At 58.3% G+C, this 24,270-nt stretch carries 17 protein-coding genes and 5 pseudogenes; 4 read left to right on the forward strand and 18 right to left on the reverse strand.

What is annotated here, in order from left to right:
• Positions 1 to 106: 106 nt before the first annotated feature.
• The 3 genes from ACFSOZ_RS23310 to ACFSOZ_RS23320 form a co-directional block, all read right to left on the reverse strand.
• Positions 107 to 688, reverse strand: a complete 582-nt coding sequence (locus ACFSOZ_RS23310) for a hypothetical protein (protein WP_379101796.1) — start codon at positions 686 to 688, stop codon at positions 107 to 109.
• Positions 689 to 917: 229 nt separating this feature from the next.
• Positions 918 to 1,568 (reverse strand): hypothetical protein, encoded by a 651-nt coding sequence (locus tag ACFSOZ_RS23315; protein ID WP_379101797.1) that lies wholly within the window; start codon positions 1,566 to 1,568, stop codon positions 918 to 920.
• 49 nt (positions 1,569 to 1,617) lie between these two features.
• Positions 1,618 to 3,285, reverse strand: coding sequence for a DUF4403 family protein (locus ACFSOZ_RS23320; RefSeq protein ID WP_379101799.1), 1,668 nt, complete (start codon positions 3,283 to 3,285; stop codon positions 1,618 to 1,620).
• 754 nt (positions 3,286 to 4,039) lie between these two features.
• Here ACFSOZ_RS23320 and ACFSOZ_RS23325 point away from each other — a divergent pair.
• Entirely contained in the window at positions 4,040 to 5,266 is a 1,227-nt protein-coding gene (locus ACFSOZ_RS23325) for a DNA/RNA non-specific endonuclease (RefSeq protein WP_379102019.1), read from the forward strand.
• On the opposite strand, the pseudogene ACFSOZ_RS23330 reads toward ACFSOZ_RS23325, so the two are convergent.
• Positions 5,226 to 5,378: pseudogene (locus ACFSOZ_RS23330) on the reverse strand (IS6 family transposase); the annotation flags it as partial. The gene ACFSOZ_RS23325 and the pseudogene ACFSOZ_RS23330 sit on opposite strands and share 41 nt — an antisense overlap.
• Positions 5,379 to 5,443: 65 nt before the next feature.
• Between ACFSOZ_RS23330 and ACFSOZ_RS23335 the strand changes: the two are divergent.
• A pseudogene (locus ACFSOZ_RS23335) lies at positions 5,444 to 5,998 on the forward strand (IS6 family transposase); the annotation flags it as partial.
• Between the two features lie 182 nt (positions 5,999 to 6,180).
• Here the strand turns inward: ACFSOZ_RS23335 and ACFSOZ_RS23340 are convergent.
• From ACFSOZ_RS23340 to ACFSOZ_RS23390, 11 genes and pseudogenes are all read right to left on the reverse strand, one after another.
• A complete protein-coding gene (locus ACFSOZ_RS23340; protein ID WP_379102021.1) occupies positions 6,181 to 7,146 on the reverse strand; it encodes an ABC transporter ATP-binding protein in 966 nt (321 codons plus the stop codon).
• 35 nt (positions 7,147 to 7,181) lie between these two features.
• Positions 7,182 to 8,198, reverse strand: a complete 1,017-nt coding sequence (locus tag ACFSOZ_RS23345; RefSeq protein ID WP_379101801.1) for an ABC transporter ATP-binding protein — start codon at positions 8,196 to 8,198, stop codon at positions 7,182 to 7,184.
• On the reverse strand, positions 8,191 to 9,666 hold the full coding sequence (locus ACFSOZ_RS23350; RefSeq protein ID WP_379101803.1) for a M81 family metallopeptidase: 1,476 nt from the start codon (positions 9,664 to 9,666) through the stop codon (positions 8,191 to 8,193). The genes ACFSOZ_RS23345 and ACFSOZ_RS23350 overlap by 8 nt, the downstream gene beginning before the upstream one ends.
• Before the next feature lie 10 nt (positions 9,667 to 9,676).
• A complete protein-coding gene (locus tag ACFSOZ_RS23355; protein WP_379101805.1) occupies positions 9,677 to 10,585 on the reverse strand; it encodes an ABC transporter permease in 909 nt (302 codons plus the stop codon).
• Positions 10,578 to 11,522 (reverse strand): ABC transporter permease, encoded by a 945-nt coding sequence (locus ACFSOZ_RS23360; protein ID WP_379101807.1) that lies wholly within the window; start codon positions 11,520 to 11,522, stop codon positions 10,578 to 10,580. The genes ACFSOZ_RS23355 and ACFSOZ_RS23360 overlap by 8 nt, the downstream gene beginning before the upstream one ends.
• Positions 11,523 to 11,579: 57 nt before the next feature.
• Positions 11,580 to 13,151 (reverse strand): ABC transporter substrate-binding protein, encoded by a 1,572-nt coding sequence (locus ACFSOZ_RS23365; RefSeq protein WP_379101809.1) that lies wholly within the window; start codon positions 13,149 to 13,151, stop codon positions 11,580 to 11,582.
• A 590-nt stretch (positions 13,152 to 13,741) separates the two neighbouring features.
• Positions 13,742 to 14,299: pseudogene (locus tag ACFSOZ_RS23370) on the reverse strand (transposase); the annotation flags it as partial.
• Complete coding sequence (istB, locus tag ACFSOZ_RS23375) at positions 14,300 to 15,181, reverse strand: IS21-like element helper ATPase IstB (RefSeq protein WP_379101811.1); 882 nt, start codon at positions 15,179 to 15,181, stop codon at positions 14,300 to 14,302.
• Positions 15,178 to 16,460, reverse strand: a pseudogene (gene istA / locus ACFSOZ_RS23380) (IS21 family transposase). Before istA ends, istB begins: the two are co-directional and overlap by 4 nt.
• A gap of 127 nt (positions 16,461 to 16,587) precedes the next feature.
• Positions 16,588 to 17,417: pseudogene (locus ACFSOZ_RS23385) on the reverse strand (IS1380 family transposase); the annotation flags it as partial.
• A 128-nt stretch (positions 17,418 to 17,545) separates the two neighbouring features.
• A complete protein-coding gene (locus ACFSOZ_RS23390) occupies positions 17,546 to 18,670 on the reverse strand; it encodes an IS630 family transposase (protein ID WP_095081716.1) in 1,125 nt (374 codons plus the stop codon).
• Between the two features lie 45 nt (positions 18,671 to 18,715).
• Between ACFSOZ_RS23390 and ACFSOZ_RS23395 the strand changes: the two genes are divergently transcribed.
• Positions 18,716 to 19,021, forward strand: coding sequence for a LexA family protein (locus ACFSOZ_RS23395; RefSeq protein ID WP_245330990.1), 306 nt, complete (start codon positions 18,716 to 18,718; stop codon positions 19,019 to 19,021).
• Here ACFSOZ_RS23395 and ACFSOZ_RS23400 read toward each other — a convergent pair.
• Genes ACFSOZ_RS23400 through ACFSOZ_RS23410 form a run of 3 tightly spaced genes read right to left on the reverse strand, consistent with a single transcriptional unit; the run spans position 19,018 to position 22,803 of the window.
• Complete coding sequence (locus ACFSOZ_RS23400) at positions 19,018 to 19,833, reverse strand: enoyl-CoA hydratase-related protein (protein WP_379101813.1); 816 nt, start codon at positions 19,831 to 19,833, stop codon at positions 19,018 to 19,020. The genes ACFSOZ_RS23395 and ACFSOZ_RS23400 overlap by 4 nt on opposite strands.
• Complete coding sequence (locus ACFSOZ_RS23405; protein ID WP_379101815.1) at positions 19,830 to 22,022, reverse strand: acetate--CoA ligase family protein; 2,193 nt, start codon at positions 22,020 to 22,022, stop codon at positions 19,830 to 19,832. The genes ACFSOZ_RS23400 and ACFSOZ_RS23405 overlap by 4 nt, the downstream gene beginning before the upstream one ends.
• 1 nt (position 22,023) lies before the next feature.
• Entirely contained in the window at positions 22,024 to 22,803 is a 780-nt protein-coding gene (locus ACFSOZ_RS23410; RefSeq protein ID WP_379101817.1) for an enoyl-CoA hydratase/isomerase family protein, read from the reverse strand.
• Between the two features lie 358 nt (positions 22,804 to 23,161).
• Between ACFSOZ_RS23410 and ACFSOZ_RS23415 the strand changes: the two genes are divergently transcribed.
• Positions 23,162 to 24,127, forward strand: coding sequence for a MurR/RpiR family transcriptional regulator (locus ACFSOZ_RS23415; protein ID WP_379101819.1), 966 nt, complete (start codon positions 23,162 to 23,164; stop codon positions 24,125 to 24,127).
• Positions 24,128 to 24,270 lie beyond the last annotated feature (143 nt).

Raw genomic sequence — 24,270 nt, forward strand, 5'->3', positions numbered from 1 at the left:
ATCCTTAGCTCGACCACAATCGGCGACCCGGATGACATCACCGAAGAGGATGAAGAACGCGACCTTGTCGAGAGCTGGACGCCTAGGTTTCGGCGGTAGCAGTCACTCACCCGGCCTCCGAAGGCTCCTCAACAGCCAAATCGACACCGAAATGCTTTTCCGCGAACCGAAGCAGGCAATAGCGCATAATTCGTTCGAGGCCGATGAAGGTCGGTGCCATGTGAAGGGCTCGCGCGAAGGCCGCATCCGCTACAACGGGGTGGCCAATCTGAACCTCATCGTTGGTTCGTTCAGGAGCTATCCACCTGCCGTATGACTCTCCGGAATGAACGTACTTGCTGCGGAGGTCGTATGCAGCCCCGAGACGATTACCAATATTTTCGTGCTTGAGTTGACCGTAGTCATGTTGGGCTTCTGTTCGTCCAAAAAAATCACTATCTAGAAACGAGTTGAGGACATGCCGGAACCGCCGTTTCACCTGATAGAGTCGCGAGCGCAATAGTCGTGCTGCCGCCCCGCCGTCTGCGAGACCGAATAACCTTTCTGCATCTCGTTGTTTAACAATGGGTATTTGGCATTTTATGAGTTGATGTGCAAGGATTTGTGTAATCAAATCTCCGCCCTTGCAGGGCATCGGCTTCCGAAAATATGCGTGCCGAGCGCTTTGATGGTGGCGCAGTTTTGACACGATGGATCTGCTCCCAGCCGCTTGCGAGACAGTCTGTTGAAGGCGCCGCTGACGCCTGAGTTCGCTGACGAGGGAAGACCGATGTGAAAACGATCCTGGTGCTGCTGGTTCTTCTGGCCCGGCCGTGCCCATTCGAGAATTGGCGGCGGATGACCGAAGAAGAAGTTTGTGGATAGTCCTCCCTAATTTAGCTGAAGCTCGGCAGCAGCGCGTAGACTTGCAGCCTCGCTTACCTGCGGCGGGTCGTAATTGGTGGGAGCTGCCGCCGTTGACCCGTCGCCACAGCACGCCAGTGTATCGCGAGCGCAACAATGCCCGCGAGGGTTAGCGCACCAAAGATTGTTGGCTCAAGGCCCGGCAGCACAGTCGCATTGCCGATACACGGATCGGCCAGCTCCTTGTGAAAATCAGTGCAGATACGTGCGGGATCGTTCAGCGTCCGGAGCTGCGACCAATCCCACACGCTGGCGCCGGGGTCCTTCTTGCCGTCGTTCAGCATTACCGTCGCGGAGAGAAACGTACACCAGAAATAGACCAGCGCGATCGCGGGTAGCAGAGAGAAGACTACAATCATCGCGCCTTGATAGACGCAGCCCTCACGCGAGCCCGTGTCGATTGCGTCGAAGCCGACAACGGGTATCCGCTCATGCCATTGCGAGCCGCCGCGTAGAGCGTAGACGCGTCCAATGAGTGAGGTTAGTGCGAGTAAAATCGAACATATCGGGATTGCGATCATTACTGCAGGCACCCTCGCCTTCATGACCAGCTTTGCCCCGAATATCTCTTCCCCGCCTTGCGCGACCACCCAGGAATTCAGGGCGTAATAGAGAAGGAGCGCGCTGACCACAAACCAAACTTTGCTAAGCTGCGATTGCGTCATTTGCACCTCTTGTTCGTTATGGGTGGCCCCGGCTCGTTCGGCAGACGGGCTACTGACCTACTAGATCAGCTGATAGCGCCATATCGAAATTCATTTTGAGCCGGGCACTGGCAATCAGGTTCTTTGGCCCGACAGTGATATCGAGAAGTTCGATCGACGGCGTGTCAGCGGAAATCTTCAATCCCGGAACGTTGGTATTGTGAACGGCCTTCAAAATCTCATCGGACGCGTCGTTGATCTGCTTATTGAGATCGATTCTCGAATGAGCCTCTAAATCTGCGAGGATCTGGGTTTCGAACAAGGATTGTGCCGCCTTCCAGAAGGCGTTGTCCAGGACGGTCGCGAAATGCAATTCATTGATCGAGATCGCTGTTCCAGTTTTCTCGACGCGGGGTAGCCCTGAGAGGTAAACCCAGCCAGTCGTATTCAAGTACTCCCCGGGCAGCTTCGCCTGTACCTTCAAGCCAACCACGACGGAGCCGGCGCTAGGATAGAGGTCAACGTCGTCGACCTTCACATCGACGGCGCCTGCCGGCGTCTGCTGCTGGAAATCGCGACCCTTAAGGTTCTTTGACAGCTCGTCTAATAGCAATCCATAGGCAGCAGTTGCTTGCAGCGTGATATCGGCTTGACTTCGATCGGCTGATGTTTTGCCCAAAGGCGGCAGAGACAGGGACTGTGTGGGAACTGGCTCTGCGGCAAGACTGGTCTTTGCCGCGACACGCACGGTCATCTTCATGCCTTGCGCTTCACCGACCAGGCCCGAAAAGCTCGCCGCTGTGGGGACGATGTTGAGATAGACGGGCGTGCTGTCCCGTCGATCGATCTTGATCGAAAAGGCGTGCCATTGGGCCTCCACCTTTGACCGAAGCGCATCACAGGGTAGAGCTTTGGAAATGGCATCCTGTATCTTGGCACGGTGGTCATTGATCTGGCCGTTCAACACGTCGGCCAGTCCCAGATTGATTGGCCCTGCGCAAACTTGGGGATGCGCCAGGTTTCCAAAATCAAAGCCGAGGCAGTTTTTGCCAACGACTTCCACCGAAGCACTGCTCACCCATCTGCCGGTTGGGGTTCCCGAGAGCACGGGGCACCACTTATCGTTCATATCGAGCTGCAGATCGACGCCGGGGACCAGCCGAGCCTCGAAGTTCTTTCCCGAAAGCGAAAGCAATCTGGCAAGGTCGCCGCCTACGCCGGCCTGACCGCTGACAAACAGCGGTTGTTCGACGTGAACGCCACTGCCCGCCTGGGTCACGACAAGAGGGCCATCAGTTTTGATATCAGCATGCCAATGATAGTCGGCGCATTGGTTCGTAGTGCCAATGCTCGGAGCGGTAATATCTGGCACCTCAGCGCAAACACGGACACCAATCCAACGGCACTCGGTATGATGTCCGACGTGTCCTTCATTAATATGAGGAACACCGACACATCCAATTTGACCATCTCCATGTATTGGAACGGATTGCGGTATCTTCGATTGCGCCGCTCGCACTAGCGTCTCATACGGAATTTGTGCCACCAGCGTGAGAACGCTGTCCGACGTCGGAGCCGGCGGCACATCGGCAGTGCCACCATGGTCTGGCGCCTGGAAGAGATTTTTTTCGCAGCCCGACACGCTAAATAAAATGAGAAGGACCGGAACGAACCGGCGGGTTGCGACGGCTAAGTGAGCGACACGCAACTTCATGCCAGGTCTGGTACGCGATGCCATGGACGTCTCCCCCAAGAATGCTTTGCACCTGCTGAAGCGGCGTCGCTGAATGTCACCGCTTTGTGATCTCTACGTGATCGAATGATCTTCAGGCCCCCATGCGGAGGCCGGCGTCGAAGCTCCTGCTGCCAAAAGACAGCCGAAAAAGCGATCCCGCGCGAGGAACTTAGTTGAGAACTCTATTCTTTACATTGACCACACATTACTCTTTATTGCATAGTGATGTAAGAGTAGTCTGGAACTTTTTAAGACATTGACTGAGCAGTATCGCGGGTCGAAAGGCCTTCGCGTGAAACGTTGTTAGCCGCTTAAACATTCTGCCGCTTGAGCGTTTGTCGTATGAAGTCGAATCTGTCAATCGCCATCCTCAAACAAAGTCCATCGTCTTTCCGTATTTAGGCCGTTAGAAGGAAGAGCCTACATGGCCGCGACTAATTTATTCGACGAGCGCCGCCGCGCGGTAATGATTGCAGCGGCAAAGCGATGGAAAACGCAGCCGCCGACGCCTGCGACGACGCAAGTGACGCCATCGCAACAGGCGCGCTACGACGCTCGCCGTTCGAGCTTCGTTCAGGCCAGCGAATTGAAGGCTCAAGGCCGTCTTCCGGTGTTCGTCGAGCGCAAGATCGGCCCCACCCTTGACTGGTACACCTTGCCGCCGGACGATGCTGCTCGAGCCGCTGGCCGGCCGGTCGCGCGCATCGTGGTCAACGTCGATCCGAAGGTCGATCCTGTCGGGTTTGCGACCGGGTTCATGATTTCACCCAACATTCTTCTGACCAACTGGCATGTGTTTCCGGATCCCGGCTCGGTTCGAGGAACAGGCGCCAACTTTCTTCACGATCAAACGGCATCGGGTGTCACTCGAGGCATTATTTTTGAGTTCGATCCGGATGCGCTTTTCTTCTCGGAGGAGGATCTCGATTTCGCGATCGTCGCGGTGAAGCCGAAGGCGGTCACTGGCGAGCTTCTTTCTTCCGTCAACTTCCTGGCGATCAATGGATCGCGGTCAAAGATCCTGCCAGGAATGCCGATCCGGATGATCGAATATCCTGATGGCGGGCCAAAGCGCTATGCGATGGAGAATTGCCGGCTGCTCGAACTGCGGGACGACGGTTTCCTCCGGTACGAGACCGACACTGAGGGTGGATCGTCGGGCTCACCCTGCTCCTCGGAAATATGGGAGGTAGTCGGTTTGCACCACGCCTCAATCCCGAAAATGCGAGGCAATACTATTCTCAATAAGGACGGTTCGGCATGGTCACCTGGCCAGCCGGATGAGGGGATAGATTGGATCGCGAATGAGGGTGTGCGCATAAGTGCGTTGGTCAAGGCCTTCGGCGGACTTGTGCCGACGACGCCCTCCTCCAAACGCCTTTTGGACGAATTGCTGGCCAACACGACCGATCCTACCGATGAGGTCGCGAAGCTAGCGACGCCTCGCGCGCCAGAAGCGCTTAATCCTCTGCTACCTGATCCCTCCAAAATTTTCGCAAACGTGAAAGGAAACGCAATGGGCGGCGTTACCATGAATTTTTCCGGACCAGTGACGATTTTCATTGGTAGCGGCGTGCCGGCATCGCAGCTTCCACTGGCGACGGCCGAGAGCGCGGCAGACGAGGCGCTCGAGAAGGCACTGCGCTTCGACCCCAACTACGACGATCGAGAAGGCTACAACCCTGATTTTCTCGAAAACGATATCGCGGTGCCGCTGCCTCGCATTTCGCAGGAGCGGGACCAGGAGATGTACAAGGAAAATGGCCAGATCGTCGTGCTCAAGTACCATCACTTCAGCCTGGCGATGAACGCTTCCCGGCGCATGCAGATGTGGTCGGCGGTAAATGTCGACTACGATGCATCGAAAAGGACCTCCAGCGGCCGCGCCTTCTTCGGTCAAGATCGTTGGGTGTTTGACCCGCGAATCCCCCAGAAATACCGAAACGAACGGTCCAGCGGTGGATGGTCGTGTGATCGACCCTGATGCCGCGCTCAGCCATCATCTCCTCAAGATCACGCAGGCTCAAATTGTAGGCCAGGTACCAGCGCACGCAAAGCAGGATCACGGACTGGTCGAACTGACGGCCTTTAAACATTGCAACCCTCCGAAAATGATCGAAGGCTCCTTGCCACAGCGCTGGTAATCAAAAGGTTGCAACAGATCCTTCGTTTCTCGCCCTTGTTGCTCGAGCGCTTCAACCAGCGCAAGCGTGGCGTGACCGGCAAATGGCATGTGGACGAGACCTACATCAAGGTACGCGGCCAGTGGATGTATCTCTATCGCGCCATCGACAATGCCGGTGACACAGTCGAGTTTTGGTTCAGCGAGCAGCGCGACCTGCCGGCGGCCAAGCGCTTCTTCAGAAAGGCGCTGGACCGTCATGGCCGACCGGATCGCGTCGTCATCGACGGGAGCCAGACCAACCACGAGGCGATCGTTTCCTGCGACACCACAAATCGCTTGCAGGATCGCGCCCGGCGCCGGCTGAAGCCGATCCGCATCCGCCGGAGCCAGTATTTGAACAATCGGATCGAGCAGGACCATCGGCGCATAAAGCGCCGAGTCCGGCCGATGCTCGGCTTCAAATCGACGGCCACCGCCTCCGCCATCCTTTACGGCATCGAAATGATTCACATGATGCGCAAGCGACAGGCGAGGTATGCCTTCAATCCGAATCCGTCCCTGGCCGAGCAGTTCGAAATCCTCGCCGCCTGATTGACCTTACATCAGGCCTCTCTGCGCCCTCTATTCACCCGTTGCAACAAAACCGCATGGCGCGCCCAATCACCGTTCTCGAGCAGCGCGGCGGCAGCGCGAACGCCGACCTGAAGATCAGGTTCGAACGGCACCCCCTGTTTCGAATCTCGCATGTGCTGAGCCTCAGCCGAAACACGCAACTAGGCCAAATGGCACGCGACCGAATGCGTCCCGACCTCCCTCGATGGCGGTTCCTGAACGCGACAACGATCCACTACCAAAGGACATCGCGTGTGGAAACGGCACCCGGACGGAGGATCTATTGGGCTCGGCACGTCTCCCTTCAGAGCGATCACCCTTCGCGTTTGGCGCGGGCGGGGCATTGGCAAGGAGGAAATGAGAGCCTGAGTGTAAGGATGCTGAGGATTCGAGAATATTGATGACTTCGAAGCGATCTCGACGATCTTACCTAGGTACATGACAGCGACCCGATCGGAGATATGCCGGACTACACTGAGGTCATGAGCTACGAACAAATAGGTTAATCCGAATTCTCCTTGAAGATCCTTTAATAGATTCACAATTTGGGCCTGAACGGAAACGTCCAGGGCGGAGACAGGCTCGTCGCAGACGACGAACTTCGGCTTTAGTGCGAGGGCTCGCGCGATTCCAATGCGTTGGCGCTGCCCGCCCGAGAATTCGTGCGGGAAACGGTCCGCGTGCCTTCTAGCCAAACCAACCAGACTTAGGAGTTCGAAAACCCTAGCCGCTCGTTCCGGCGAATTCATGCCGGAGATCTCCATCGGTTCGCTTAGCAGATCGCGAACCCTCATCCGAGGATTGAGTGAGCTGTATGGGTCCTGAAAGATGATTTGAAAATCCTTCCGCTTTCTCCTGAGGGCACTCCCCGACAGAGCCGAGATGTCCTCACCATCGAAGCGGATCGTCCCAGCTGTCGCATCAATGAGTCGGACAAGTAGCTGCGAAGTCGTCGACTTCCCGCAGCCGGATTCACCAACGAGGCCCAACGTCTCGCCGCGATGGATATCGAAGGAGATGTTATCAACGGCGTGAACGGATGCCACCCGGCGAGAGATCAGGAAACCACCTTTGTTGATTGGGAAGTGCTTCACCAATCCCTTCACTTCGACGAGTGGGGCCTCCAAGGGTGGCGCCACGGACATCTGAGGACGCTCCTGGGTCATTTCATCACCTCACCATCAGCCAACTCTACGCGCTCGACCTCGCATCGGATGCAGGCTGCGCGGTGGTTCGGCGAATGCTCCGCAAACTTTGGAATTGCTTCTTTGCAGGCGGCGATCGCGCGAGGGCAACGTGGATGAAAACGGCATCCCGCTGGCCAATCTCCAGGGAGCGGTACCAGTCCCTCGATCGTGTGGAGTCGTTTGACATCTTCATCGATGTGCGGAATGCTTCGCATGAGGCCTTCCGTGTAGGGGTGGAGCGGTCGTTCGAAAAGACCATTAGTATCGGACTCCTCGACAATTCGACCGGCGTACATGACTATGACTTGTTTGGCGAAATCGGCTATCACGCCCAGGTCATGGGTAATGATGATCACCGACATTCCGGTATCGACCTGAAGCTTGCGCAAGAGCTCGAGGATCTGCGCCTGAACCGTGACGTCCAAAGCCGTTGTCGGCTCATCGGCGATCAGAAGCTTCGGTTTTGTGGCCAGCGCCATCGCAATCATAACACGCTGAAGCATACCTCCCGACATTTGATGAGGATAGTCGTCGATACGCCGCTGAGGTGATGGAATCCCCACCACGTCCAAGACCTCGATAGCCCTCTTTCTCGCCGCCGCTCGCGTGGTGCGCTCGTGGTAAATAATAGGCTCGATGATCTGCTCGCCTGCGGTTAATACCGGATTGAGGGAGGTCATGGGCTCCTGGAAGATCATGGCGATATCGTTTCCGCGTATCGCCCGCATCTCGGATTCGGATCGCCGGAGAAGGTCTTGCCCCCGGAAGAGGATACTTCCTCCGGTCACCACGGCTGCCCTAGGTAACAGCCTCATGACCGAAAGCGCAGTCAGGCTTTTCCCACAGCCTGACTCGCCGACGATGCCGACAACCTCGCCCTGGGCCACATCGAAGCTGACGCCGTCGAGCACAGGAATGGCCGTGCCGCGGCGTAGGGCAAGCGACACTGAGAGGTCACGAACAGAAAGGAGGGGAGAGGGGATCTCAGACATGATCGACGAATGGATAGGACGTGGCGGTCGGGGCATACCGATATGGCAGCGTCTTGAGGTCTGCCGGCCCCCAATCGGGCGTGTCGATGATGACGATCTCTGCTGCCAGAGGCTCATATACCGCCCGGAAGTGAGTCTTCGAGCGGAGCACGATGATGGCGAAGTCCTGCGCCCGCATGCCAAACTGTATGAACGGGTCCTCATCGATCGCGGTGGAGGCCTTGGTGGTGACACTCACGATGATGCCGCCGATGTCAAGCACGGCGGTCGGACCAAGGTCAACTTTGGCGCCGCGACCCATCGGGCCAGTCACTGAATAGTGCTTTTCGCCCGCCTGCAGAATCCTCGCCTCGACAGGGACCGGCCCTCCCGACCTTGGCGACGAGCGGCCGCCAAGGTTCAGGTGAACGATTTTTCCCACGCCAGCCTCGCACGCAGCCGCTGCGCTTTGGGGATCCCAGAGGAAGGGCACGGCGGCATTGCTCGCTCCCTTGCGGATTAACTCACGCAGCACGTGAGTGGAATCATTCATCCGGTCGGCATGCTCGAGCAGGACAACCGGCGCCTCAGACGACTTTGCCCGCTCGAGCCCGTAAGCCACGCCATCCTCCAGATTTCGAACCAGTCCAGGAATGTGGAGCTCGCGACAGGCCTGGCGTATGCTATCGCTGAGATCAATTGCAGTCCGCTCGGCGAGACTCCGGTCGCCATCGGCAACGACGACGACGGAGAATCCGCAGTTCGGAACGTCTGCATAAGAGAACCCTGCAAATATCGAGATGTCCAACAGTCCGGGAGTGGTGTGGGGAAGCTTGACCGAGCGGGCGACGAAACTCGAAAGCGGTTGCAAAGTCGTGGCGCTGAAAATACTCGGAACCATTACACCTGGTCGGGAAATCGCCGTCACGGGATTGATCTCTCCTCGCAAGGTCCTGAAGAGGCATTCCGCCGCTCGCCTGCCGGTGTCACCCATGTCGATATGGGGAGAATAGTGATAGCCAAAGGTGGCTGTCGAATCGGCGATCGTGGATGCATCAAGATTGCCGTGGTAGTCGAGGGCGAGCATAACCGGAATATCCGGTCCGACCGCATTGCGTACCAGGCGCACCATGTCGCCATCGGGGTCGAGGCGCGTCGGAGTTGTACATGCCCCATGAAGATCGAGGAGCACGCCGTCGAGCGATCCGTGGTGCGCCCTCAGCCCGTCGACAATGACCTGGCAATAATGGTCGAACGCGTCATCCGCAGCGGCGACCATCGCGTCGCCTGAAGTCGAGACGATCGGCACCATTTCGATGCCTTCGCGCTCACAGATGTCGATAAAGCCGCCAAGGACGGTCTCCGTTCCTCGGTGACGGTCCACCATCTTGCTTCCTCGCGACTCGTTGCGCTTGAAATCCTCCAGGGTCACTACGCTCGGCAGGAAACTGACCGATTCCAGGATGAATCCAGCGATGGCTACTTTCATATCAAAATCCTCATTTCTTTTCGGTAGACAAGGCAATGTCTCGCGGATCGAGCATGTCCCGCAGACAGTCGCCGACCATGTTGAAGGCGAGCACGCTCAAGGTAAGCGCGAGCCCTGGCGCCACTGCCATCCAAGGGTCTTGGAGGATAACTGAGACGCCGTCCCGGATCAGGTTTCCCCAACTCGGGTTCGGTGGCTGAATACCCATGCCCAGAAAGCTGAGGCTTGCTTCATCTCGGATTGCTCCCGCAATGGTCAAACTGCTCATCACGATGATCGGTCCAAGGACATTCGGAAGGATGTGTCGACGCATGATGCGCGCGTCGGTCGCGCCAAATGACCTGCTTGCCGTCACGAAGTCGTGGTTCCTGACCACCATGGCGGCGCCGCGCGTCAATCGGACAAAGACCGGCACATAGGAAATGCCGATCACAAAGACCAGCGTCGTCATCCCGGAGCCAACGAGCGTCACCATCATCAGAGCGAGCAGCAGAGACGGGAAAGACAACATGATGTCGATTAGCCAGCCAACGACTCGATCGAACCAGCCCAGTTTATAACCTGCGACCAAGCCGATCGGCACTCCGATCAGAATCGACACGAGGACTGAGAATATGCCCACGACCAGCGCCGGGCGCGTGCCGTAGATCATTCGGCTGAACAGGTCGCGTCCGTATTCGTCAGTGCCGAGCCAATAGGTCGCGTTCGGCGCCTTGAGTGCATCCAGAATGTGCTGACCCGTGGGATCGAACGGCGCGATCAGCGGCGCGAACAGCGCAACGAAGCAGAAGCCCAGAATGATTAGACAGCCGACCAATGCATTCCGGTCGAGTACTAGAATGTTGACGGCTGCCCACACCAGATTGGGTCGTGCGGGCTCGTTGCCGGGGGGTGAAGTAGAAGCTGTCACATCAATCATACTTTACCCTCGGATCAAAAAAAGCGTAGCTGAGATCGACCAGCAGATTTACGATTAGGACGACGAAAGCAAACATCATCACGCCCGACTGGATCAGGGTGTAATCACGCTGGGCGATTGCGCCGATGAGCAGCTTTCCCAAGCCAGGACGACTGAAAACTGTTTCGGTGAGGACCGCGCCGCCAAGTATTGACCCTGTATAGAGGCCCATCGCGGTCACTACCGGAATGAGGACGTTCCTTAGGGCATGCTTGAAAAAGACGACTCTCCTCGGCAGACCCTTAGCATGAGCTGTTCGCACGTAGTCCTGGCTCAGAGTGTCCAGCATTGCCGAACGAGTGAGGCGCGTGATGTAAGCTGCCTGAATAAGTCCAAGGCTGAAGGCCGGCAAAATAAGCTTTTGGATATGCTCGGGGAGCCCCCCTCCCGCGCTGATCGAATGGACGACCGGGAACCATTTGAGATGAACCGAAAATATTATGAGCAGAACGATCCCTAGATAGAACGAGGGAAATGAAAACCCGGCCAGCGCAAAAAACCTGCCCACCGAGTCAACGATCGTATTTCGCCGAACAGCGGTGATGACTCCAAGAGGAACGCCAATCGAAGCGCCGACGAGCAGGGATGCAAGAGCGAGGCTAAGCGTATAGGGAAAAACCGAAAAAATCTGTTCGGAGATCGACTGGTTGGTGATCATCGATCGGCCCAGATCGCCATGCAGCAGACCGGCGAGAAAGTCGACATATTGCTGCCAGATGGGAAGATCCAGGCCCATCTTATGCCGGAACGCGTCGAGCAACTCTTGCGAGGCGTAGTCTCCGAGCACAACCTCGGCCGGGTCGGCGGGAACCACGCGCATCGCGAAGAAGACAATCGTAGCGACCGCCCACATGACCACAACGGCCGAGAGCAGTCTCTTGGTGATGTAGGCTTGCATACTTTGACGTCCAGGTGCAGGGGATGGCGCGGTCGACCCTCCGGCCGCGCCGATGACTCACTTGAGGAGGCGAGTCTTCTCGTTGATGGCGTAGAAGCTCTTCGGTTCCGAACCGAGGTCCAGCTTGGGACTCCGAGCCATGGCGTATTTTCTCGTCATCAAAGGAACTGAAACGACGTCCTCAGTGATCTTCCGCTGCGCCTCCTCCCAGAGCTTGACCTGCTTTTTCTGATCGAGCTCGGTTCGAGCCTGGTCCAAGAGATCGTCTACGCCAGGAATGATCTCGCCGTAATGGGAGAAATTGAGCGAGGCGGTCGGCTTACCGATGGCGGACTTCGAATGGTAGAACTGCGTCAGATAGATGGTTCCCGTGAGGGGATATCGGTATGCACCATAGATCACTACCGGATTGACGTCTTCCCGTATGAGCCGGTGATAGGTCGGATGATCTACAACCTTGAGTTCCAGATTGACCCCAATCTGTTTCCACATCTCCTGGATCACCTGCATCGGCGACAGATAGATGTTGCTGTTGCTGCAAACCATAGAGAGGTTCAACCCACCCCCATGATCGGCCTCCTTGAGGAGATCCTTGGATTTCTGCGGATCGTATGGCGTGTAGGGCACATCGTCTGTGTGGCCGAGATAGCCGCCCGGCAAGGGACTGAGTTCCGGCGCTGCCACGTCCTTGCCTAGGAATTGGACTAAGGCGCTCCGGTCGATCGCGCCCGCAAGGGCCTTCCGAACGCGGATATCGTCGAGAGGTTTGTGCTTCAGATTAAAGAGCAGCGAGAACATGTTTGCCGGCGCCATCAGGTCTACGATCATGCCGGCGTCGCGCATGCCACCCACGACATCCTGGCGGGCCGGCAGCTCGATCGCGTGCACGTCGCCGCTGCGCAAGGCCAGTTGGCGCGTGCTGTCGTCGGCCATGAACAGCACCGTGAACCGCTCGATCTTGGGAGTTCCACCCCAATAGTTCTCGTTACGCACTAGGATTTGACTCTCGCGCGGTCGGTATTCTTGGAACATGAAGGGACCGGTGCCGATCGGGTGGGTTCTGAGGTCCACACCGGCCTCGACAGCGTGCTTTGAAACGATGTAGCCGCCCTGATTGTTTACCAGAAGTGCGGGCAGGGACGGCTCGACTCGCGACGTCTTGATCTCCACAGTATGAGGGTCGATCACCGTCACCGAGCCGATTGCCGATAGGCTATCGGCAAAGGGTGATGCCACTGCTGGGTCCTTGACGCGCTCGATGGAGAACTTGACGTCCTCGGCGGTGAAGTCACCGTGCCCCTGGTGCCATTGGACGCCTTTACGCAACTTGAAGGTCCAGGTCACACCATCCTGGGCCACGCTCCACTCCGTTGCTAGGCCTGGCCTCAGACCCTCATTCGTGACGAGCCCGTCGGGAAACGCCAGGAGACCCTCGTAATACGGGCCTACCAGTTCGCCGGTGCCTACGGAGAAGTGCGGATCGACCGTCTTGATATCGTCCGCCCCGACCGCATATCCAAGGAATTGTTTTTCTGCGAGCTCCTGGGCATTGAGGCGGCCGGCCGGCGCCGTTAGCGCGAGCGACCCTAGACCCAGATTGAAGGTACGCCTTGTCAGCTTCATCCGCATTGCTTTTCCTCCCTGTTGGTGTGCTTACGGTCATGGCGACGCTTGACTGCAGCCGCTGTGATGGCCGCGCCGATCTATGGCGATTTATGCAAAGTGACGTTTGCTTTTTGGCCAGCAACCGCGATGCTGTCCTGGATTTCCAGAGGCGACCGTTTCAAATTCCAATTCCTCCCTCGTAACCACCAAGCCTTAGCGATGGCAGCTTCCGCACGGTAAACATGCTTCGGCTTGGTTTGCAACAAGTGTTTCGCATTTGTGTCATAATGACCGTATGGATCACACAAAATCGTCAAGAAGGGGGAGCGAGCCGCTGTGGCCCTCGGTAGCGGTCGCACCGACAGTTGGCCCACCGCTTGTCAGCGAGAATCTGCTCGAACAGTACTAACTGCACGCCGCACTGATAACGGTGGCAACTAGCCCGCTTGATGCACGGCGATCGGCTTTCGGCGGCCTGCATCGGCGATCTGGCCGCCCTCGGAGTGCATTTTGACAAGCCTCGTCGGGCGCCGGCGATGATCCGTCGTGATGGAAGGCGGGGGTTTGCGGGTTGAGGTCGGCGGGTTTGTTTCGGGACGTCTGCGTCCCATCGTTTATGTCGCGAGTTGCGGGATGCGGCTGAGGACGATGCGCAGGATGCGCTGGTCGGGGCAGGATGTCGGCAGGTGCAGGCGGATCTGGGTTTTCATCTCGACCACGCGGGCGGCGATCTTGATGAGGCGCAATCGCAGCGTGTCGAATTGGGCGACGGCAAAGCTGGAGCGTTTCGGCATCGCGGCGCGCAAGCCCCACATCAACCAGTAGGCGCCGGCATGCAGGAATAGCCGGAACTGGTTGGCCGTCGCTCTTGTGCAGGAGGTGCGGTCGGCGGCGAGATGCGTCTTCCACGACTTGATGTGGTTCTCGGCAGCGCCGCGCCGGCAGTAGACATCCTCGTAGAGCGCCTTGGCCTTGCCACTCGCAAGGTTGGTGACGATGAAGCGGGTATCGGCACCTTGGGCGCCGACCTCGACGCGGGCGATGATGCGCTCTACGCGGCTCCAACTGGCGGCGCCGTCAAAAAACTCCTTGAAGCGGCGGACCTTGTTCGTCTTCGATGCTGTCAATACCGGGCGAAATTTCCGCAGAATTGCCGAAGTAAAATTCCCCAATTATGCCGCTCCGGACGACGTGGAGAATTGGGCATTTTTCGGGGGTCTGCCGCGTTCGCGTGATGGCGGGGCGAAAGACGGTGGCGTTATCAATGCTTTCGAACGGACGTGTTCGGGCATCAATTCGGCATGTTGGCGCAGTCTGTAACTTGATCCTTCGATCTGAACGACGACGGCATGATGCAAAAGTCTGTCGAGGAGGGCCGTTGCGACCACGGCGTCTCCAAAGACATCGCCCCATTCTGCAAAGCCGCGATTTGATGTGAGGATCATCGCACCTTTCTCATAGCGGGCGTTGACGAGCTGGAAGAACAGATTGCCGCCGCCGGCGATGACCGGGAGATAACCGATCTCGTCAACGATCAGGAGACTGGGCCTGCAGAAGAAGCGGATGCGTTCTTGCAGCCGTCCCTCGCGCTCGGCCCTCGACAAGGCTGCGATGAGATCGGCCAGCGTGCAGAAGTAGACGCTCTTGCCGGCCTTGACAGCTTCGACGCCGAGCGCCACGGCCAGATGGCTTTTGCCGGTTCCCGGCGGCCCAAGGAGATGGACGACCTCATGGCGGTCGACAAAACCCAGTTGCGTCAGCGTGAAGATCCGATCTCGATCGAGTGAGGGCTGGAAAGAAAAATCAAAGCCGGCGAGCGTTTTGATGGTTGCCAGGCGACCCATCCGAAGCGCGGTTTTTATACGGCTGTTCTCGCGCAGGGTCAGCTCTTCGGAAAGTAGGATATCGATTGCTTCGAGAGCCGACAGCTCGCCCTGCTCCAGGCGCCGGACAATATGGTCGAGTGCTTCAAGGGCACGTGGCATCTTCAAGCCGACAAGGTCATGGCGAATGCGGTCGATCATCGACGGCACGGAATCGAGAGCGGCGCTCATGTGCGGTTCTCCTGTGCCATGGCTCTGGCGACGGCGTCGTAGAAGGCGAGCGGCCGCTGTGTGACCCTGTCTCCGGTTCCATGAAGAATGATCTCGTCATTGTTGACGTGTGGCCGCGATCGCGGCAGTGAGCGAAGGGTTCTGTGTCCTGGTTCGACGCGACGCTGGTGACGACCCTCCAACACTGGATGCACAGCAATGAGGGTGTCGTCCTCGAAGATCCGAACTTCATTGGCCAAGGTATGAACCTCGACAAGACGCCTCCTGGTGGCGTCGGGCACGCTGTAGGCGTTTCCACCAACGCTGACCATACCGTCTCGAGAGATCCTGCGCTCCAGTCTCAACACGGAGCGGAACGGAGCCAGAGGCAAAGGCCGCAAATGATGACGCTCCTCGGCGAAGGCCTCCATGACGACGCGCTGCGTTGTCGCGTGCACACGCGGATTGGCAACCGTGTCAAGCCAATATCGCAGTTGGCTGTTAAGATCGTCGAGGTTGCGAAACGAGCGTGCCAGGAAAAAGTCTTCACGAATGTAGCGGAATGGTCGCTCGACCTTTCCCTTCGTCTTGGCGCGATATGCTTTGCAGGCCTTTGGATGAAAGCCGTAATGGCGGGCAAGATCGAGCAGAGCACGGTTATAAACAATGCCACCGGTTTCCCCTTCGCCGATGACGGCAGTCTTCATGCGGTCGTAGAGAATCTCGCGTGGAACGCCGCCAATTGCATCGAATGCGGCGACATGGCATCGCAGCACCGTCGGAAGATCCTATGCATAGCGAAGCGAGCCCAGATGAGACGGCTATGGCCCAACACCATGGAAAAGAGCCAGACGATCCTGGGCGTTGCCGGCTCATCGGTGAAGATGACCTGAAACTGGGCGAAATCCACCTGGGCCTGTTCGCCGGGAGCTGTTTCGAACCGAACTTCAAATCCCTGTTCTGAGGTCGGGCGAACATCTCTGAGAAAGTCCGTGACGGCCGTGTAGCCACCCGCATATCCGCGATCGTTCAGCTCTCGCAGGAGCCGCCGGCCGCTCAGGCCGGGATAGGCAGCAACCCGTTCACGTAGATAAGCCGTGAATGGATCGATCACCGTCGCCCGCGGCTTGCGTGGTCCATAAGCAGGCGCTTCGAGACCCCGTTCAATATATTTACGAATTGTCTTTCGATCGACGTTGGTCTGTCTGGCGATCGCCGACACCGACAATCCCTGCCGGTGCAAATCTAAAATCATGACTATCTCCCCGAGTTTGATCCCCGACATTCCCCTCTCGACCATCGAGAGCAGTATCGGTGATGACGCGCCGCCGGTCCTCCGGGGCGCGCCCCGGAGGACCGACGGCAACGCTAAACTGGGGAAGATTCAAACGGCACTTCTGGGGAGTATTGATCCGGTATCGACATCGTTCGAAGCGCGCCATCGTGCTGGTTTCCAGGTCCGCGACATGCTTGCGCAGGGTCGTGGTGGGCGCCACGCCGAGGATGAAGTCGACATCGTTGGCGCGGCACCAGTCGATGACCTGCGGGCTGCAGTAATGCCCGTCGGCCCGGATAAGGATGCCGGTGTTCGGCCAGTGCTCCGGATCGCCCGCACCAGGCGGCGCAGGTGGGGGCGGATTTCAGCCCCGCTCGGCCGCTTCGCTGGTCGCAGGACCGCACCGACGAACCGGCCGTCGCCATCGAACACAACAATCGGCTGGAAGCCGTATTCGTCGTAATGGGCATTGAACAGCCGCAATTGCTGGCCGCCATGCACGGCGTCAAAAGTGTCGTCAATGTCGAGCACGATCCGCTTCGGAACCTGGCGGAAGGAAGAGCAATAGAGGTCGACCATCGCCCGGCCCATAACGACCAGTTCCCGCACGCCAGGCAGGTTCTCCAGCCGGCACATCGTCGATTGAGAGGCCAGATCCCGACCCGAAGGCAGCGCATCCTGGGCCATCTTGAAGACCGGATCGCAGCGCAGCCGGTTGGCGTCGTTGCCATCCTCGTAGCCGGCGGCAATCATCTTCATGCGAAAGCCGATCATGTCGGCCACGCTATGGATGACCTGGTCCGGGCAGCGCGGATCATCGATGCAGCGCGCCAGACGCTCGGCGACACGCAGCCGCTTTTCCACCTCGGCCAGAGCCAGAACCCCACTGTTGGACGACAGCATGCCGCCGTCGAAACGGGCGACGACGGACTTGCCGCCAACAGATGACAAACCGCTCAGCGGCAGCGTAAGATCATTCATATGGCGGGTGTGGTCTCCGGGAAATGGTTCGGATCGGCTTAAGCAACCAAATCCTACGTCATTTCAACGGGTTGCGCCACATCCACCAGCCTCCATGAATTTTCCGGGCTAGTACCTCTGCACAGAGGTTATGACTCTTTGGAAGTCGGCTTGGGATAGGCTTTGGCCATCTTAAGGCGTGCGTTTTCGGTAGAGAACATCCAGTTGATGCGAGCGCCACTGGTGTTTCGCAGGTGCTCCCAGGCAGCGGTCTCCGCGACGAGGCGATCATAGCTATTGATGCGACGATCGAGGCACTGGCCGCGCAGGACGCCGATTTCGATCTCGACCATGTTGAGCCAGCTGGCGTGTTTGGGCGTGTAGTGGAATTCCAGCCGTCGAAGGACGCGTCGCGCCTCTGAAGCAGGCAGAGCCTGGTAGAGCGCGGCGGCCGAGTGGGTTGACAGATTGTCGAGCACCACCCTGACGCGTTCGGCCTGCGGGTAATGGATATCGACGAGGTCGCGCATGCAATGGGCAAAGTCTTCCGCGGCGCGCCGCTCGGTGACCTTGACTTTGCGCCAGGAGCGGTGTGCGTCGAGGAAGACGAACAGGTTGGCGGTGCCGTTGCGCTTGTACTCGCAGTCATACCGCTCAAGCCGGCCCGGTTCGGCCGGGATCGGCTGTCGCACCTCGCCGATGAGTTGGGTCGGGCTTTCGTCGAAGCACACCACCGGTCGCTTCGGGTCCGGTGCCTCGGCATAGAGGTCGAGCACGTCCTCCATGCGCGCGACATACTCGGCGTCGACCTTGGGGATGCACCACATGTCCTTGCGCCAGGGCTTGAGATCGTTGTCTGCCAAGCGTCGGCGCACCGTCTCGCGCGACAGTTCCTGGTGATCGGTCAGCTTGACGAACTCACCGGCCAGCAGTTCCAGGGTCCAGCGGGCGCGGCCCGGCGGCGGACTGGAACAGGCGGTGGCCACCAGCAGGGCTTCTTCCTTGCCCGTCAGCTTGCGTTGCGCGCCTGCGCGTGGCTCTTCGCTGAGCGCCGCCTCCAGACCCATCTCCACGAAGCGGCGCTTGGTGCGATAGACAGTGGAGCCGCCGACCACCACCGTCGCGGCAATGGCCTCGTCACCCAAGCCCGCGTCGACGGCGAGCAGGATCTGCGCCCGCTTGAGCTTGCGAGCCGGCTGCTTGCCGCCTGCCAGCATCGCTGTGAGTTCATCGCGTTCGGGTTGGTCGAGATCGACACGATAGCGTAGATTCATCCAGAAAGCCTCCTCGGTTGCCAAGGGTTCCGGATGAATCGAAAATTGAATCAATTACTTGACGGGCAAACGCCTGCGGGTCCCAGCTTCACCGAAAAACAGGGCCAGTACCTCGCCTTCATCTGGGCTTATATGCAGATCAACCGCCAGCCGCCGGCCGAACGCGACATGCAACGCTATTTCGGCGTCACCCCGCCGTCCGTCCACCAGATGGTGCTAACCCTCGAACGCTCCGGCCTCATCCGCAGGCAACCAGGTGTCGCGCGCAGCATCCAACTGCTCGTCGACCACGACATCCTACCCAAACTTCAGCCGGTTCAACCCGTCATAACCTCTGTGCAGAGGTACTAGCGCCCCTGAAAGAGGGCAGGACGTTTGTCCAGAAATGCTTCGACCGCTTCAGCGTGGTCCTGCGTATTGTGGCACATGCCCTGAAACACTGCGCAGAGGTCGAGGAAATCAGGCAGGTCCAATCGCCGCGCTGCCTTCAGCAGCCGTTTTGCGAGACGAAGTGCTTGAGGAGGTTTTCCTGCAATACTTGCAGCAAGCTGCAGGGCTTGCGACCGCAATTCGGACGCTGTCGCGATCTCAAGAACGATTCCCAGTCGTAGAGCTTCCTCGGCGCGCACCAAACGCCCGCTGAAGATCAACTCCGCCGCCCTTTGGGGACCGAGCAGATCCTGCAGGAACCAGGCACCGCCATCTCCCGGTACGATGCCAAGATTGATGAACGTGGAGCCGAATACCGCGTCCTCCGCTGCGATACGGATGTCGCACATTGTTGCCAGATCGAAACCAGCACCGATTGCTGCCCCATTGACCGCAGCAATGACAGGGACCTCCAGCCGGTGCGTGGCTAAGGCGATCCGTTGGATTCCACGGCGATAACGATCCTGTACCTCATACACATCGCCAGCAAAGCTTCCCTTACGGTCGCGCATGTCCTTGACGTTGCCACCGGCGGAAAACGCCTTGCCAGCCCCTGTAATGAGCAAAACCGAGATGGCCGCCCCACCATTGATCCAGTCAACCGTTTGCACAATGTCGTCTATCAAACTCGTCCCGGTCAGTTCGTTGCGGACGTCATCCCGGTCAAGCACGAGCAAGGCGACGCGGTCGCTGACTTCGAGTTTCGAGTCGATCAGCTTGGGCAGATCCGTCATGCTTCGATCCTTTGTTTCTCTACCGACCGCGCGGGGGAAGACTCGGTGAGAAGAATGCGCACATCGAGCACGGTCAAACCGTTGGGATATGCAAGGATGGGATTGAGGTCGAGTTCGTCGATCTCCGGGCAGGCTTCAACGAAATCCGAAATACTGACCATAAAATCCGCGAGCGCGTCTCGATCAACCGGCGCTCCCCCCCGCACGCCATCCAGAACCGCTTGCGCCTTGATTTCGCCCAACATCGCAAAGGCATCATCGCGTGAGATCGGAAGTGCGCGGAACACCACATCCCCAAGAACTTCGACGAGGACTCCGCCCAGTCCGAACATCATGATGGGACCGTATGAGGCATCGCGCACGACGCCGACGATGATCTCGACGCCCTCCTTTGCTGCCATCGGAGTGACGAGGACGCCTGCAATTTTCGGATTGGTTACCGCAGCCCTAGCATTGGCGACGATCTCAAGGAAGCTGCTGCGCACCGATGCGACGTCTACGACATTGAGTTTGACGCCGCCCGCCTCCGTCTTGTGCAGGATATCGCGAGATACGATTTTCATTGCCACCGGTTGTGCGCCGAGACGGAGAAAAGCCTCTTCGGCTTCTTTTTCATCGAGAGCCAGCAAAGCCGGAGCCAGATCCAGGCCGAAGTCGCGCAGGCTGGCTCGCCCTTCGTGTTCCAAAACTACTCGCCTGCCCTCGGCTCTGCATCGCGCAAGAACCTGCTCAAAGATTTTCCTGTGCTGCGCCCGCTGTGGCGGCAGCGCTGCAAAGGCGCGGCCCACCTCACCGCACTCCGCCAAAGCCTGCATGCATCGCACGGCAGTTTCCAGGGAGCTGTGCACCGGGACGCCTGCGCGGTGCATCTCGAGGAGTGGCAACGGCCGCTGATTTGCCTGAAGTGCACCGTACAGGCTATGAACGATTACGGGCTTGCCGAACCGGCGTGGCATTGCGCCGATGAGGTTCGTGGCATCGATTTCTGCTGCGAGCAGGTCTTGTGAGAAACGGACCGCGTAACCGCCGTAGAGACCTGATATTAGAAGTCCATCCACCATCGAATCCTGCAACAGAATCTCCGCGCAAGCGGCGAACACCGACGGATCCGTGTCCGTGCCCCCAGCCACGTCCACTGGATTGATGACCGACGCGGCCGGAGGGAGCATCGTCGCAAGCCGCCGTTGCGTTTCATCGCTCAAGGGAGCTAGCAGCAGTCCGTGTTCAGATAAGGCGTCGGCGGCAATTGTCGCGTGGCCTCCGCCGTCCGCAAGGATGGCGAGGCGGCGCGATCGCAGGGGAGGTAGTATCGATAGCGCCTCCGCCATCGGCAGGATCTCGTCGGACCGATGTGCAAGGATTGCGCCGGCTTGCCTCAGCACACCTTCGCTGACGGCATATTCGCCAGCCAAAGCGCCGGTATGAGACTTCGCGGAAATGCGTCCGGCACTTGTCCGACCCGATTTGTAAATGACAACTGGTTTCTCCAGCGAGATCCGCCTCAAGGCGCTTAAAAAGCGGCGGCCGTCTTTCAGTCCTTCAACGTAGGCGATCACCACGTTGGTTTTGGGATCGGCCGTAAAGTAGTCGAGGTACTCGTCGAAGCGAATATCGGCCTCGTTACCTACACCCACATAAGTGCTCAAGCCTACCTGCCCGTTGGCTTGAGCTTCGGTGACGAGGGACAGAGCCATGTTGCCCGACTGGGACAAAAGGCCAATGCTACCCTTCCGCAAGTCCGAAAAGCCGACGAGATTGCAGGCTTTGTGAGTATTGAACATGCCCGAGGTGTTTGGCCCGATGATCCTCACCCCGCCAGCGCGCGCAGCGGCTAGCACTGCATCCTGGAGCCGCTTGCCGTCGTCTCCGGCCTCTCCAAAGCCACCCGCCAGAACCACGGCGCCGCGCACTCCTTTAGCGGCGCATTCGGTGATGACTGAAGCAACCGTCGCTGCTGGAGTGCAGACCAGCGCAAGGTCGACGGGCCCCGGTAGGCTGCCCAGATCGGGCAGACACCTAATGCCGCAGATTTCACTCTCTTTTGGATTGATCGGATAGATCGCCCCGGCATAGCCATCGTCCAGGAGTTTTCTTAGCGACCGATATCCCCGCTTTGCCGGGTTCTTGGATGCGCCGATGATCGCAATGGAGTCGGGGGACAGAATGTTGAAGAGGTCATGCGACGCCATGTTATTCCCCCCGAAAGATCGGCGAACGCTTTTCCGCGAAGGCGTCGACACCCTCCTGCCAATCGCGCGTCGTCGAACAAAACATCATGCCCTCAAGCTCAGCAGTAAGAGCAGAGTCGAACGTCCCGTGAACAGCTGACGCCAACTGCTCTTTGGCAAGCTGCATCGAGAATGGGGCCTTCTTTGACAGTTCGCTCGCCAAAGTGCGGATGCCTTCAACGAACTCCTCGTCGGGGATACAGCGTGAGGCCAGTCCGATCCTGACTGCTTCCCCTCCGTCAATCTGCCGACCGAGGAAGATCAGCTCACGCGCTTTTGCGAGGCCGACAAGCCGTGGAAGGATGTTTGTAACCCCACCCCCCAGGAATGCGCCAAGGCCAATTTCGGGAAATCCGATCCGCGCTGAGGCGGCCATGACTATAAAGTCGCAAGCGAGAGCCATCTCGGCCCCGGCGCCAAGCGCATAGCCGTTTACCGCCGCAATGACCGGCTTTGGGTGTGAGACAAGACGTCTGCACACCCTTTGTTCGCTCATGAGATATTGTCGCCGATCGAAGGCCGTGCGACCCGCCTTGTGCTCCTTCAAATCGGCGCCCACAGAAAACGCCCGGCCTTCTCCGGTTAGGACAATGACGCGTACGTTTTTGTCTCTTTCAGCCTGATCGAGAGCTACCAAAACTTCGTCGTATAATTTCTGCACCACTGCGTTCAGGTGGTGCGGACGATTCAGACGAATTTCAGCGATACTGTCCTGGATTCCATAGGCGACCGTTTCAAACATTATGTACTTCCTATAACCCGCTAGACGAGTGATCACGGTTGGCGGGCACGATAACAGAGGCAATTTGATTTGCAACACATGTTTCAACATTGCACGAGTGAGTTGTATGGATCATCCTTGACCGCGAGAGGGCCGAAACACCGGGAGAGGCGTCTCTCGCGCCAGTTCGGCGAAGAGACAAATGCCTCAGACGGTGCAAATGATCGAAATTGAACGGCCGACCGCAATGTGCGTTGCGACCAATGGCGGACGGCTGACCATCCTTCCTTGCCGCTCGGACCAATCGATCTGGCGCGGAAGGACCTGGCGCGATGCAACATATGTTGCGCATGCTATGACGCTGCGCTAGGTAGGAGTTATGGCTGACGGACCTCTTTCTGAGCGATTGATCGGGGGCTTTGACACAATGTCGGAGCAGTTCCAATTGGCGGCCCGCTACATTATCGACCAACCGCACGACGTAGCGCTATTATCAATGCGCGATCAGGCCCGCCTGGCCGGGGTCCAGCCGGCTACCATGACGCGACTGGCCAAGCATCTTGGCCTCACCGGCTACGACGAACTTCGCGAAATCTATGCTGAGGCCGTTCGTAGCGGTGACTTCGGATTCGCCGGAAAGGCCGACGTGCAAGCGATCGCTCAAAGGCGTAAAGGCGATCACGGCCTTGCGCGCGAAATTCTCCGGGCGCAAGCTGCCGAGATTGTCCATCTAGCCGAGTCTCAACTTGATGCAATAGTATCAACGGCAAGACGCCTTGCATCCGCCAACTGCGTCTTCTGCGTCGGACTGAGATCGAGCCACGCAACTGCTTGGCATCTGCATTATATTCTTTCAATGATTGGGGAAAAGTCGGTCATGCTCGATGCGACCGGTGGCACCGGTTCGGATGCGTTGGCCCGTGCCTCCCGCAACGACGTGCTCTTCGCGACTAGTGTGTTCCCGTACACGCGCGTCACGGTTGAGATCGCTGAATATGCGTATAAACATCGCATACCTATCGTCGCCATTACCGACAGCGAGGTTGCTCCGCTCGCTCGTATTGCCGACGATGTCGTTCTTGTTCAGACGAAGAGTCCCTCGTTCTTTCATTCGATGACACCGGCGTTCGCGGTCGCTGAAGTGCTTGGTGCGTTGATCGCCGGACGGGGTGCGGAGGCTGCGCGTGAATCTCTACTCCGGTTCGATGCTCATCTCGCGGATCTCAACACACACTTGAAATCGAGAACTTGGACTCGAAAAGTCCGCGCGTCCCGATCGGCCTCTCCAACAACAACGAAAGTGGATGGCAATAGGCGTAAAACGATCCTGCCGAATCAGGACTGATGGCTATGGTTTGCAGGCTGCAACCGGCTCGGTCTCCCACCGCAAGGCCCATCCTGTGGCGGAGGCGGTCGAGACCGGTAATTTTTCTGGGGTTGAGCACGGATTGTTAGGCCCGAGCAGTTCATCACCGTCGCTTTGTTCGG

Origin of the sequence: Mesorhizobium newzealandense (assembly GCF_042682145.1) — a bacterium.
Classification (GTDB): domain Bacteria; phylum Pseudomonadota; class Alphaproteobacteria; order Rhizobiales; family Rhizobiaceae; genus Mesorhizobium; species Mesorhizobium newzealandense.

Bases quoted from the DNA above. Each gene is read 5' to 3' on its own strand.
- istB (WP_379101811.1), bottom strand. From the start codon at position 15,181: ATGAGCGCCGCTCTCGATTCCGTGCCGTCGATGATCGACCGCATTCGC.
- ACFSOZ_RS23355 (WP_379101805.1), bottom strand. From the start codon at position 10,585: ATGATTGATGTGACAGCTTCTACTTCACCCCCCGGCAACGAGCCCGCA.
- ACFSOZ_RS23320 (WP_379101799.1), bottom strand. From the start codon at position 3,285: ATGGCATCGCGTACCAGACCTGGCATGAAGTTGCGTGTCGCTCACTTA.
- ACFSOZ_RS23315 (WP_379101797.1), bottom strand. From the start codon at position 1,568: ATGACGCAATCGCAGCTTAGCAAAGTTTGGTTTGTGGTCAGCGCGCTC.
- ACFSOZ_RS23400 (WP_379101813.1), bottom strand. From the start codon at position 19,833: ATGACGGATCTGCCCAAGCTGATCGACTCGAAACTCGAAGTCAGCGAC.
- ACFSOZ_RS23410 (WP_379101817.1), bottom strand. From the start codon at position 22,803: ATGTTTGAAACGGTCGCCTATGGAATCCAGGACAGTATCGCTGAAATT.
- ACFSOZ_RS23350 (WP_379101803.1), bottom strand. From the start codon at position 9,666: ATGAAAGTAGCCATCGCTGGATTCATCCTGGAATCGGTCAGTTTCCTG.
- ACFSOZ_RS23405 (WP_379101815.1), bottom strand. From the start codon at position 22,022: ATGGCGTCGCATGACCTCTTCAACATTCTGTCCCCCGACTCCATTGCG.
- ACFSOZ_RS23365 (WP_379101809.1), bottom strand. From the start codon at position 13,151: ATGCGGATGAAGCTGACAAGGCGTACCTTCAATCTGGGTCTAGGGTCG.
- ACFSOZ_RS23325 (WP_379102019.1), top strand. From the start codon at position 4,040: ATGATTTCACCCAACATTCTTCTGACCAACTGGCATGTGTTTCCGGAT.
- ACFSOZ_RS23345 (WP_379101801.1), bottom strand. From the start codon at position 8,198: ATGTCTGAGATCCCCTCTCCCCTCCTTTCTGTTCGTGACCTCTCAGTG.
- ACFSOZ_RS23390 (WP_095081716.1), bottom strand. From the start codon at position 18,670: ATGAATCTACGCTATCGTGTCGATCTCGACCAACCCGAACGCGATGAA.
- ACFSOZ_RS23360 (WP_379101807.1), bottom strand. From the start codon at position 11,522: ATGCAAGCCTACATCACCAAGAGACTGCTCTCGGCCGTTGTGGTCATG.
- ACFSOZ_RS23415 (WP_379101819.1), top strand. From the start codon at position 23,162: ATGGCTGACGGACCTCTTTCTGAGCGATTGATCGGGGGCTTTGACACA.